This is a genomic window from Erythrobacter dokdonensis DSW-74 (assembly GCF_001677335.1).
Taxonomy (GTDB): domain Bacteria; phylum Pseudomonadota; class Alphaproteobacteria; order Sphingomonadales; family Sphingomonadaceae; genus Erythrobacter; species Erythrobacter dokdonensis.
The window spans coordinates 473,635-486,020 of sequence record NZ_LZYB01000001.1; the positions used below are offsets into that span (position 1 = coordinate 473,635).

Annotated in this window: 7 protein-coding genes; 4 read left to right on the forward strand and 3 right to left on the reverse strand. The window is 64.4% G+C overall.

The window, feature by feature from the left end; genetic code table 11:
- Positions 1 to 122 precede the first annotated feature (122 nt).
- From I603_RS02335 to alaS, 3 genes are all read left to right on the forward strand, one after another.
- Positions 123 to 2,558: a response regulator gene (locus tag I603_RS02335; RefSeq protein ID WP_068862190.1), complete on the forward strand. Its 2,436-nt coding sequence runs from the start codon at positions 123 to 125 to the stop codon at positions 2,556 to 2,558.
- A 143-nt stretch (positions 2,559 to 2,701) separates the two neighbouring features.
- A complete protein-coding gene (gene recA / locus I603_RS02340) occupies positions 2,702 to 3,766 on the forward strand; it encodes a recombinase RecA (protein WP_068862191.1) in 1,065 nt (354 codons plus the stop codon).
- Positions 3,767 to 4,026: 260 nt separating this feature from the next.
- Complete coding sequence (alaS, locus tag I603_RS02345; RefSeq protein ID WP_068862192.1) at positions 4,027 to 6,696, forward strand: alanine--tRNA ligase; 2,670 nt, start codon at positions 4,027 to 4,029, stop codon at positions 6,694 to 6,696.
- A gap of 23 nt (positions 6,697 to 6,719) precedes the next feature.
- Here the strand turns inward: alaS and I603_RS02350 are convergent, their stop codons facing one another.
- From I603_RS02350 to I603_RS02360, 3 genes are read right to left on the reverse strand one after another with little or no spacing between them, the layout of a single operon-like run.
- Complete coding sequence (locus tag I603_RS02350; RefSeq protein WP_068862193.1) at positions 6,720 to 8,486, reverse strand: cation:proton antiporter domain-containing protein; 1,767 nt, start codon at positions 8,484 to 8,486, stop codon at positions 6,720 to 6,722.
- Positions 8,487 to 8,520: 34 nt separating this feature from the next.
- Entirely contained in the window at positions 8,521 to 10,158 is a 1,638-nt protein-coding gene (locus I603_RS02355; protein WP_068862194.1) for a bifunctional GNAT family N-acetyltransferase/carbon-nitrogen hydrolase family protein, read from the reverse strand.
- Between the two features lie 23 nt (positions 10,159 to 10,181).
- Positions 10,182 to 11,405, reverse strand: a complete 1,224-nt coding sequence (locus tag I603_RS02360; RefSeq protein ID WP_068862195.1) for an NADP-dependent isocitrate dehydrogenase — start codon at positions 11,403 to 11,405, stop codon at positions 10,182 to 10,184.
- A 288-nt stretch (positions 11,406 to 11,693) separates the two neighbouring features.
- Here I603_RS02360 and I603_RS02365 point away from each other — a divergent pair, with 288 nt between their 5' ends.
- The gene (locus I603_RS02365; protein ID WP_068862196.1) at positions 11,694 to 12,380 is read left to right on the forward strand and encodes an aquaporin; all 687 of its coding nucleotides are present in this window, start codon (positions 11,694 to 11,696) and stop codon (positions 12,378 to 12,380) included.
- Positions 12,381 to 12,386: the final 6 nt, after the last annotated feature.

Sequence of the window (12,386 nt, forward strand, 5' to 3'; positions counted from 1 at the left end):
GCCAACCAAACGCAGCAACGGGAAGCAAGCGCGTGTCCGAGCCCATCAGCCGAGGTCAGAAGCGCAACGCCGCACAGATTGCGGAGCCCGACGGGCATCTTGCTCCACAGCCTTCGTCGACCATGCTCATGATGCTGGCAGGCGGCATTTTGGCCAGCACCATGGTGCTCTTTTTTGCCACGGCCAGCTGGCTGGTGGCGTTGGTCTTCGTGCTGGCCGTTGCGGTGCTGCTTGGCAGCGTACTGGTGTTTGACCGGATGCGCGCCGCGCCTGTTGAAGACCTGTCGGCATCGCCCGACTGGACCGTGACTGTTGCGGCGATCGAGAATGATGGAGAGGCGATCGCGATCACCGACCGCGCCAACCGGCTGGTCTGCGCGAACGGTTTCTTCATCGACAGCTTCGGTTCTGCCGCCGCGCCTCCGGCCTTGCCGTTCGAGCGTGAGGGCCTTGAAGCGCTCGCCCGGCTCGCGCGTAATGCCTGGCGAGAGGGGGCAGGGGCGATCGAGGCCTTGGCCGCGCCGGACGGCGGGATCGAATGGGACATATCGGCGAGCCGGGCCGGGCGCAGTGAGGATCACCTTGTCTGGCGGCTGCGCCCTGTTCCCCGTGTGGCCGGCGCGAGCCTTGGCGCGCTCGACCTTTCCGGACCGTTCGGCAAGATGCTGAGCCGGGCGGGTATCGAGACCGCGATCACCACTGCAGACGGGGTTATCCGCGCGGTCAGTGCGGGCTTTGCCGAGCGCGCCTCGGGCGACGAGAGAGCGACGCTTGCAGGGCAGGACTTCGTCAGTTTCCTGCGCATCGACGAACGTGAACGGATTTTCTTTGCCCGGGAAGGGAGAGGCGGTACCCCGCAGACGCTTGTCGACGTGCCGCTGATCGATCCGGCCATACAGGGCGCGCAACCCGGCCCTGACGAGGCGACCTCGCTGATGCTGCTGATCGACAGCGGGGTCGGGATCGGCAGCGGCTGGGACGGTGCCTCGCAGGCCGGCGTCGCACAGCTCGATGCGCTGCTCGGGCAATTGCCGCTCGGCCTTGCCATGACCGACCGTGACGGGCGTTTCCTGTTCGGCAACGAGGCCTTCCTGCGCGCGGTCGGGCGCGAGGGGCGCGGGCTGCCCGCCTTTCCGACCGATCTGGTGGTGCGCGAGGACAAGGCCGCGCTGTCCGATGCGGTGCGCCGCCACGGGCGCGGGCCGACCACCAGCGGCGATGTCGCCGTGCGGCTGGCGAACAGTCCGGAAGAGCCGGTGTCGCTCGGCCTTGCGGGCGTTCGCGGATTGGGAGAGGCAGCGGTGCTGCTCAGTCTCGCGGACAGCAGTCAGGAAAACCAGCTGCGCCGCCAGGTCGCCCAGGCCACCAAGATGCAGGCCGTGGGGCAGCTGGCAGGCGGGGTCGCGCATGACTTCAACAACGTGCTGACCGCGATTATCGGTACCTGCGACCTGATGCTGCTGCGCCATATTCCGGGCGACAGCGATTATGACGACATCCAGCAGATCCGTGCCAATTCCAATCGTGCCGCTTCGCTTACCCGCCAGTTGCTCGCCTTCTCGCGCCAGCAGACGCTGCGGCCCGAGGTCATCCAGCTGCCCGACGTCGTCAGCGAGGTCAGCCCGCTGATCAAGCGGCTGCTGGGCGAAAAGATCACCTATTACGTCCAGCACGACCGCAATCTCGGCCCCGTGCGCGCCGATCCGCAGCAGCTCGAACAGGTGATCATGAACCTTGCGGTCAACGCGCGCGACGCGATCCAGTCCCGCGGGAGCGGCAGCGGTCGGATTTCGCTCTACACCCGTCATCTGCATGCGACCGAGGTGGTGCAGCTGGGGTCGGAAGTCCTCCCCGCGGCCGATTACACGGTCCTGATTGTCCAGGACACGGGCGGCGGCATCCCGCCGCACGTGCTGCCCAAACTGTTCGAGCCCTTCTTCACCACCAAGGAACAAGGCAAGGGCACGGGTCTGGGCCTCTCGACCGCCTACGGGATCGTCAAGCAATCGGGCGGCTTCATTTTTGCCGACAACATCACCGACAAGCAGGGGCACCCCGTTGGGGCGCGCTTCACGGTCTATCTGCCCGTGCATCGCGGCGAGGTTCCCAAGAAACGCGATATCCCTGCGCCGCTGGTGTCGTCCGAATGGTCGGCCGGCGGCAAGGTTCTGCTGGTCGAGGACGAGGACATGGTGCGTGCCGTTGCCGAACGTGCGCTCGTGCGCGCCGGTTACGAGGTAAGGGCCTGTGCCAGCGGTGAAGAGGGCCTCGCCGCCATCGCCGAACCGGGAGCAGCGTTCGACATCGTTGTCAGCGACGTTGTCATGCCGGGGATGGACGGGCCGGCAATGGTCCGTGCAATTCGCGCTCAGCTGCCCGCAATGCCGGTGCTGTTCATGTCCGGCTATGCCGAGGAACAGCTGCGCCGCGACATCGACATTCCCGACATGCACTTCATCCCCAAGCCATTCAGCGTTGCCGCAATCGGCGACAAGGTCGGCGCTGTGCTGCGACAGGCGCGGGCCGACCAGACTGAGGTCGAGGCGGCGGGCAGGTGATGCTGCGCAAGGGATTGCCAGGCCTGTAGGAAATTATTTTTCGTTCCCCCCTTGTTCCATGAGAACAAATGCGATACATCGCCTTCCAAGGACGGTCGTCGAAAACTGCCGATCGCCTCTAGGCAAGCGAAGGAGCGCATGCGATGGCTACGTCATTGAAACTGGTAGAGAAGGAAAAGGACGTGGATCGTCAGAAGGCGCTCGAAGCTGCGCTTGCCCAGATTGACCGGGCTTTCGGCAAGGGTTCGGCGATGAAGCTGGGCCAGAAGGAAACCATGCAGGTCGAAGCCATCTCGACCGGATCGCTCGGGCTCGACATCGCGCTTGGTGTGGGCGGCTTGCCCAAGGGCCGCGTGATCGAGGTCTATGGCCCGGAAAGCTCTGGCAAGACCACGTTGGCGCTGCATGTGATTGCCGAGGCACAGAAGGCGGGCGGGACCGCGGCCTTCGTCGATGCCGAACACGCGCTCGATCCGGTTTATGCGAGGAAGCTGGGTGTCGATATCGACGAACTGATCGTCTCGCAGCCCGATACCGGCGAACAGGCGCTTGAAATCACCGATACGCTGGTCCGCTCCAACGCGATCGATGTGCTGGTGGTCGATTCGGTCGCGGCGCTGGTGCCGCGCGCGGAAATCGAGGGCGAGATGGGCGATTCCCACGTCGGCCTTCAGGCACGCCTCATGAGCCAGAGCCTGCGCAAGCTGACCGGCTCGATCAACCGCTCGAAGTGCATGGTGATCTTCATCAACCAGCTGCGCATGAAGATCGGCGTGATGTACGGCAATCCCGAAACCACGACGGGCGGTAACGCGCTCAAGTTCTACGCTTCGGTCCGGCTCGACATCCGCCGCACCGGTCAGATCAAGGATCGTGACGAGATCATCGGCAACACCACCCGCGTAAAGGTGGTGAAGAACAAGGTTGCACCGCCGTTCAAGCAGGTCGAATTCGACATCATGTATGGCGAGGGCATCTCGAAGATCGGCGAGATACTTGATCTCGGGGTAAAGGCCGGCCTCGTGGAGAAGTCGGGGAGCTGGTTCTCCTATGATTCGATCCGCATCGGCCAGGGGCGCGAGAACGCCAAGACCTACCTCAAGGAGAACCCTGAAGTTTGCGACCGTCTGGAAGCTGCGATCCGCAGCCGCACCGATGCGGTCGCCGAGGAGATGATGGCGGGCCCGGACGCGGACTCCGACGACTGATCCTCAAGCGGGCGTATCGGGGAGCGTCCTGCTCCTTCTTGTCCCACACCGCCCGGAAGACCGGAAGGCCGGCGTGCGCTTCTCTCCAGAGCGCGCGCCGGCCTTTCGCTTTTCAGCGGCAATCTGTGGGCCTCTTGCCACGGTTCGCGTGGCCCTAGACCGCCCCTTGCACCCCCTTTGACCCCCTCCAGACCCCGGTCGGGACGCCCTTTTTGCACGGTCCATTGCGAAATTGCCGCGCTTTGCCTAACTGCTCCGCCATGAGCTCAACCAACGAAATCCGCCGCTCCTTTCTCGACTATTTCGGCAAGGCCGGTCATGCCGTGACGCCGAGCGCGCCGCTCGTGCCCCACAATGATCCGACACTGATGTTCGTCAATGCCGGGATGGTGCCGTTCAAGAATGTCTTCACCGGCCTCGAAACCCCGCCCGCGCCGCGCGCCGCCTCTTCGCAGAAGTGTGTGCGCGCTGGCGGCAAGCACAATGACCTCGACAATGTCGGCTACACCGCGCGGCATCACACATTCTTTGAAATGCTCGGCAATTTCTCCTTCGGGGACTATTTCAAGGAACAGGCGATCACCCACGCCTGGACCCTGCTGACCAGCGAATGGGGCCTGCCCAAGGACAAGCTCACCGTCACCGTTTACCACACCGACGATGAAGCCGCGGGCCTGTGGAAGCGCATCGCCGGGCTGCCTGACGATCGCATCATTCGCATCGCCACCAGCGACAATTTCTGGTCGATGGGCGATACCGGCCCCTGCGGTCCGTGTTCGGAAATCTTCTACGACCACGGCGAACACATCTTCGGCGGCCCGCCGGGCAGCCCGGACGAGGATGGCGACCGTTTTGTCGAGATCTGGAACCTCGTGTTCATGCAATACGAGCAGCAGGCCGATGGCACCCGCCGCGACCTTCCCAAGCCGTCGATCGACACCGGCATGGGGATCGAGCGTATCGCCGCCGTCCTCCAGGGCGTGCACGACAATTATGACACCGACACCTTCAAGGCGCTGATCGCGGCCTCGGAAAGCCTCACCAACGTTCGCGCGCAAGGCGACCAGGCCGCCTCGCACCGCGTGATTGCCGATCACCTGCGCTCGACCAGCTTTCTCATGGCCGACGGTGTGCTGCCTTCGAACGAGGGGCGTGGCTATGTGCTGCGGCGAATCATGCGCCGCGCTATGCGCCATGCCCACCTGCTCGGCGCGAGCGAGCCGCTGATGCATCGTCTCGTTCCCGCGCTGGTGAGCGAGATGGGGCAGGCCTATCCCGAACTGGTGCGTGGGCAGGCGCTGATCGAGGAAGTGCTCGAACGCGAGGAAACCCAGTTCCGGCGTACCCTCGACAAGGGTCTCAAGCTCCTCGACGAAGCGACGGGCGACCTTGGCGAGGGCGGCGAGCTCGACGGCGAGATCGCCTTCCGTCTCTATGACACCTACGGCTTCCCTTACGATCTGACCGAGGACGCGTTGCGCGCCCGCGGGATCGGAGTCGACAAGGCCGGTTTCGACGCCGCCATGGCCCGGCAGAAGGCGGCTGCCCGCGCCGCGTGGAAAGGCTCCGGCGAAGCCGCTTCGGGTGAAGTGTGGTTCGACATTGCCGAGCGCGAGGGCGCAACCGAGTTTACCGGCTACACCTCCACCAGCGGCGAGGGCCGGGTGGTGGCGATCGTCAGGGACGGAGCCGAGGTCGCCAGCGCCGCGGCCGGCGAGGATGTGGTGGTGCTCACCAATCAGACCCCGTTCTACGGTGAAAGCGGCGGCCAGACCGGGGATGCCGGCACCATGGCCAGCCTTTCGGGACTAAGAGCGACTGTTTCCGACACGTCGAAGCCGCTCGGTCGCCTGCACGCGCATCATGTACGCATCGATTCGGGCACGGTGGCGGTCGGCGATACGGTGGAACTGAAGGTCGATGCCGAGCGGCGGGATCGTATCCGCGCGAATCACTCTGCCACCCATCTTGTCCACGCTGCTCTCAGGAACCGTCTCGGCGGTCATGTGACGCAGAAGGGCTCGATGGTCGCCGAAGACCGGCTGCGCTTCGATTTTTCGCACCCTGTTGCGCTCACGGGTGAGGACATCGCCGCGATCGAGGCAGAGGTGAACGCGGAAATCCGCGCCAACGAGACTGTGTCCATCCGCCTGATGACCCCCGATGATGCCGTGGCGGCGGGAGCGCTGGCGCTGTTCGGCGAAAAATACGGCGATGAGGTAAGGGTGCTGTCGATGGGCCGCGCAGGGCGCGAAGGCCGCAACTATTCGGTCGAGCTGTGCGGCGGCACCCATGTCCGTGCCACCGGAGACATTGGCCTGTTCCGGATTGTCTCCGAAAGTGCGGTGTCCTCGGGTGTGCGCCGGATCGAGGCGCTGACCGGCGAGGGCGCTCGCCGGTGGCTGGTGGGACGCGAGGAAGCGCTCAAGGCGGCGGCGGGCGTGATCCGCGCGACCCCCGATGAAGTCCCTGCTCGCCTCGCCGCGCTGATGGACGAACGCAAGCGGCTTGAAAAGGAACTGGCCGAGGCCAAGAAGGCGCTGGCACTGGGCGGCGGTGGTTCGGGTGGCGGCACGGCTGCAGCGGACGAGACCGTCGCCGGTGTGACCTTCTCAGGGCAGGTGCTGGAAGGACTTGATCCCAGGGAATTGCGGCCGCTGCTCGATGCGGCCAAGCAGCGGCTCGGCTCGGGCGTGGCGACGATCATCGCGGTTAATGACGGCAAGGCCAGCATCGCCGCGGCAGTGACGGATGATCTGACGGCGCGCTTCAGCGCGGTCGAACTGGTGCGCGCCGGGGTCGAGGCGCTCGGCGGCAAGGGCGGCGGCGGTCGGCCCGACATGGCGCAGGGCGGCGGACCGGACGGCTCGAGGGCGGCAGATGCTCTGGCGGCGGTAAAGGCGGTGCTGGCCGCACAGCCTGCCGTCTGAACCGCAAGCGCGCTCGAAACGCCTCAGGCCTCGGCGTTCGACGTCCGCAGCTTCGGCTTTTCGTTCAGCCCCCCGTCACGTTCCAGCTGTTCCCGGAATTCGTCGCGTTTTGCGTGGATCGAGGCGATCACCGGACCCATTGCCACGCCGATATCGACCAATACTGCCTCTGACAGCTGAAGCGAGCTTTCCAGCGTCTCCGGCACGGCATGGCTCGCCCCGGCCCGATAGAGTTCGGCCGCGTGGATTGTGTCGCGAGCGCGCGCGACGATCAGCAGATCGGGATGTTCGCGACGCAGCTTGCTGACCAGGCGCTGGGCCAGCACTGGCTCGTCCATGGTCAGCACTACCGCCGGAGCGCGCTCGACCCCGAGTTTGCTCAGAGCATCACCGCGGGCAGCATCGCCGAACACCGCCCGATATCCGTCGCGCTGGACCCGGGCGATAAGATCCGGATCGGAATCGATCACCACATAGGGCTGGCCATGGGTCTTCATCATGTCGGCCACCAGACGGCCCACGCGGCCACCGCCGACGATGATCGTGCGCTCCTCGTCGCTATCATCCTCGCCGGCAAGATGCGGCGCGCCGTCAACCCTGCGGGCGATAACCTGGCCGAGTTTGGCGAGCAGCGGGGTAATGGTAAGGCCGATCGCGGTTACCGTCTGCCAGAATTGCGCGGTTTCCATATCCACGACCAGCGCGGCGGTTGCTGCCGAAAGCACGATGAGCGTGGTCTCTGATGGCGAGGCCATCATCACGCCGGTTTCGGCGGCCGTGCTGCGGCGCGCGCCCATCAGCCGGAGAAGGATGCCGGTGACCAGAGCCTTGAACACCAGAACACCTACCACCGCCAGTGCCAGCGCGCCGAGATTGGCGCTGATGGCCAAAAGGTCGATGCTCATGCCGATGGTGATCAGGAACACGCCGAGGGCTAGGCCCTTGAACGGCTCCATGATCAGTTCGACTTCGGTGTGATATTCGGTTTCGGCGATCAGCAGCCCCGCGATCAGCGCGCCGACGATCGGCGAAAGGCCCACAGCGGCCGTGGCGAGGCTGGCGCCGATTACCACCAGCATTGAGGCGGCGAGGAAAAGTTCGGGGCTTTTGGTGCGCGCGGCCTGTGCAAACAGGCGGGGTAGTGCGACCCGTCCGACCACCAGCAGCACGGCAATGACCAATCCGCCCTGCCAGAGTGTCTCGGCGAGCCCGGCCCAGCCCTCGCCTTGCGCATTAGGTGCCAGCGCGCCGAGGATGAAGATGATCGGCACGATCATGATGTCCTCGAACAGCAGCATCGAAAGCGCCGCGCGGCCCACCGGAGTGCGGGTGCCTGATATCGGCAGCACGATTGCGGTCGAGGAGAAGGCGAGGGCAAATCCCAGCGCGAGCGCAGCCGTCCAGTCGAGCATTCCGGTCAGGCCGAGGAACGCCGCCAGCGACGAGCCGATGATGATCAGTTCCAAGGCGCCCAGGCCGAAGACCAGCCGGCGCAATTGCCACAGGCGGTTGAATGACAACTCGAGGCCGATGGCGAACAGCAGCAGGATGATCCCGAAATCCGCGAAGGGCACGAGCACTTCGGGATTGGTAATGGTGATATGGGTAAGCCAGGGTATTCGCTCGACCAGCGAGCCGAGGCCATAGGGACCGACCAGCACGCCGATCAGGATAAACCCGATGATCGGCGTAATGCGGAAGCGCGCAAAGACCGGAATCACGATTCCCGCCGCGCCGAGGATCACCAGCGCATCGGACAGGAGCGGAGAGGGGGTCAGTTCGCCAGCCACGCCATCGGCTTAGCGTGGGCCGATGCCCCTGTCATCAACCGCGTGCCGAGGGAGGCCCGACGGGCTTGGCGAGATAGCCGGCGCGTTCCTCGCCCAGCGGGTCCTTGATATTGCCGACGCGCTTGTCCCACTCGATGCGGTAGAGGTCGAAACGCCGGTCGGCGAGATTCTGCACGGTGCCCTCGGCCCGCGCCCAGGACAGATCCGCAAGATTGACGTCGCTGATCGTCAGGGTCTCTACATTCTCGGAAGCCTCGGCAGCAATGCCGTCGCGCGCGAAGGGGAAGTCGCAGGGGGTGAGGATGCAGCTCTGGGCATACTGGATGTCCATGTTGGCGACATTGGGCAGGTTGCCGACATTCCCGCTGAGCACAACGAAACACTGGTTCTCGATCGCGCGCGCCTGCGAACAATAGCGCACCCGCATGTAGCCTTGCCGGCTGTCGGTGCAGAAGGGCACGAAGATGATCCGCGCGCCTTCGTCGACCAGCCGGCGGGCGAGTTCGGGAAATTCGCTATCATAGCAGATCAGGACGCCGATTGGGCCGCAATCGGTCGGGATCGCGTCGATGCTGTCGCCACCCTTGATGTTCCACCAATATGCCTCGTTGGGGGTGGGGTGGATCTTCTCCTGCGCGTGGATGGAACCGTCGCGCAGGCAGACATAGGCGACATTGTGGATGTCGCCATCGGGCATCCGGGTGGGATGCGAACCGCCGATAATGTTGATGTTGTAGGCCAGGGCCATTTCGGAAAGGCGCCGACGGATGCGCGGGGTGTAGTCGCTGAGCGTCTCGATCGCTTCCAGCGGGGTCAGCTCTGAAGGCTCGGCGGAGAGCAGCATGACCGTGAACATTTCCGGAAAGACTATGAAGTCCGCTTCGTAATCTGCTGCCACATCGACGAAATATTCGATCTGCTTCATGAACTCGTCGAAGCCGCTGACCGCGCGGGCCTGGAGCTGGCAGGTGGCAATCCGCACGCTTTCCACATCACGCGGAAGGCGGTGCTTGGGCGGCGCGTCGCTATCGACGTAAGGATTGCGCCAAACCATGCGCACGGCGTTGCCGCGGCTCGCCTTGTCCTCGGGTAGGTACTTGGGAAGAATGCCTTGCGGTTCGAAACCGTTGGCAAGCTGGAAGCGCAGCACGGGATCGTGAATGCGGTTTTCGATGACCTGGTCGAGATAGTCCTGCGGCGTTTCGGCGCGGTTGGTCTTGCGCCGCTTGGCCCGCGCATAGCCGGGCATCCGTCCGCCGAAAACGATGCCGGTCAGGTCCAGCCGCTCGGCCAGCGCGCGGCGTTCCTCGTAAAGCCGCCGGCCGAGCCGGGTGCCGCGCACCTGCGGATCGACGCACATCTCGTAGCCGTAAAGCCAGTCGCCGGTCGGATCGTGGCGGCTGCCGAACCCGTTGCCGGTTACCTCGTCCCAGGTATGGTTCGACAGCGCCACCCGCTCGTCCAGCCGCATAGAGGCGCAGTAGCCCACCACTTCGCCATCGAGCTTTGCGACAAAGCAGCCTTCGGGATAGTTGTTGATCTGGCCGCGGATCTCGCCCTGGGTATAGGCGGGCAGATCGTCATAGGCACGGCGCACGAGCTCACCGATCGCCCGCACGTCCTTCAGCTTGGCCTGGCGTACTTCCAGCCGCGCTTTCGATCTGCTCGCCAAGATGCCTCCTTGAAGGCCGGGCCTTACGCCCAGCCCGCCATTTCCTTCTCGAGGTTCTGCACGATGGTCTCGAAGAACTGCTCGGTGGTCTGCCACGCCTGGCCCGGGCCGATCAGCAGCGCCAGATCCTTGGTCATGTAGCCCTTCTCGACGGTCTGGATGCAGACCTTCTCGAGCGTTTCGGCAAAGCGCACCACGTCGGGGGTGTTGTCGAACTTGCCACGATACATCAGGCCGCGGGTCCAGGCGAAAATCGAGGCGATCGGGTTGGTCGAGGTCGCCTTGCCCTGCTGGTGCTGGCGATAGTGGCGGGTGACTGTGCCGTGCGCGGCTTCGGCCTCGACGGTCTTGCCGTCCGGCGTCATCAGCACGGATGTCATCAGGCCGAGCGAGCCGAAGCCTTGCGCAACGGTGTCGGACTGCACATCGCCGTCGTAATTCTTGCAGGCCCAGACGAACTTGCCGGACCACTTGAGAGCGCTGGCGACCATGTCGTCGATCAGGCGGTGTTCGTAGACGATGCCCTTTTCCTTGAACTTCTCGGCGAAGCCCTCGGTGTCGAACACCTCCTGGAACAGGTCTTTGAAGCGCCCGTCATAGGCCTTCATGATCGTGTTCTTGGTGCTGAGGTAGACCGGCCAGCCAAGGTTGAGGCCATAGTTGAAGCTGGCGCGGGCGAAGTCGCGGATCGAATCGTCGAGGTTGTACATCGCCATCGCAATGCCGGCGCTGGGGAAGTCGAACACATCGAGGTCGATCTTGGTGCCATCCTCGCCGTCGAAGACCAGCCGCAGCTTGCCGGGGCCGGGGATCAGCGTATCGGTGGCGCGGTACTGGTCGCCGAAGGCATGACGGCCGACCACGATCGGATCGGTCCAGCCCGGCACCAGCCGCGGCACGTTGTCGATCACGATCGGTTCGCGGAAAACGACACCGCCCAGGATGTTGCGGATCGTGCCGTTGGGCGACTTCCACATCTTCTTGAGACCGAATTCCTCCACGCGGGCTTCATCCGGGGTGATCGTGGCGCACTTCACGCCTACGCCATACTGCTTGATCGCATTGGCGGAATCGACCGTGACCTGGTCATCGGTGGCATCGCGGTTCTCGATCGAGAGGTCGTAGTATTTCAGGTCGATGTCGAGGTAGGGCAGGATCAGCCGCTCGCGGATCCACTGCCAGATGATCCGGGTCATCTCGTCGCCATCGAGCTCGACGACCGGGTTTGCCACCTTGATTTTCTGCATTGCTATTTTGCCCCATTCGCATCGCCCGTCCGCGGGCAGCCTGTGAGTGAACAGGATGTCGTGAAAGATCCCGGGCGGGCTTTAGCAGGGCCTGCCGCCTATGCAAGCGGGGCACTTTGCAAATGATTTGCAAACTCTGGTAAGGCGGTTGCAAGCTAGGACCGGATTGACCGCATATTGGTGCAGCTTGCGGGAAATGGGCGGCCGCTGCTAGATGCAGCAGAGCGAAAAGACGAGGGGGGAAACCGCGATGCGCCAGACAACCATGGGCACCAGGGGTGACGTGCCTTGACCATTCGCCTGCTAGCCGAGGCGCTGGGCACCTTTTTTCTTTTCGCTACCGTGATCGGCGCCGGGATCATGGCCGACAGGCTGGCGGGCGGGAATGTCGCTGTGGCCTTGATCGGCACGACGCTCCCCATCGGTGCGATCCTCTTCGTGATAATCGCTATGCTCGCGCCATTTTCGGGGGCGCATTTCAATCCGGCGGTGACGCTGGTGGTGTGGCTGCGCCGCGAGATCGAAACCCTCGCGGCACTGGCCTACGTGCTTGTCCAGTTGGCGAGCGGCGTTATCGCCGTTTGGGTGGTCCACCTGATGTTCGACCTGCCGGTTTTCCAGATCGCCGACACACCGCGTACGGGGATCGGACAATGGGCGGGCGAGGGGGTGGCGACCTTCGGGCTTATCGTGACGATCCTCGCCACAGCGCGGGCGCGGCCGGACTGGGTGGCAGCGAGCGTTGCGCTTTACATTTTCGCGGCCTGCTGGTTCACGTCCTCGACCAGCTTTGCCAACCCGGCGATCACTGTCGCCCGGAGCCTGACCGATACTTTCACCGGGATTGCACCGGGTGATATTCCCGGCTTCATTGCCTCGCAGTTGGCGGGCGCTCTGGCGGCCATGGGGGTGTGCCGTGTGCTGTTAGGGGGCGAGGCACAGGCACCGGCACCGGAGACAATCGTGGCGGAGTGAGCGCCG

Bases quoted from the DNA above. Each gene is read 5' to 3' on its own strand.
- alaS (WP_068862192.1), top strand. From the start codon at position 4,027: ATGAGCTCAACCAACGAAATCCGCCGCTCCTTTCTCGACTATTTCGGC.
- I603_RS02335 (WP_068862190.1), top strand. From the start codon at position 123: ATGCTCATGATGCTGGCAGGCGGCATTTTGGCCAGCACCATGGTGCTC.
- recA (WP_068862191.1), top strand. From the start codon at position 2,702: ATGGCTACGTCATTGAAACTGGTAGAGAAGGAAAAGGACGTGGATCGT.
- I603_RS02360 (WP_068862195.1), bottom strand. From the start codon at position 11,405: ATGCAGAAAATCAAGGTGGCAAACCCGGTCGTCGAGCTCGATGGCGAC.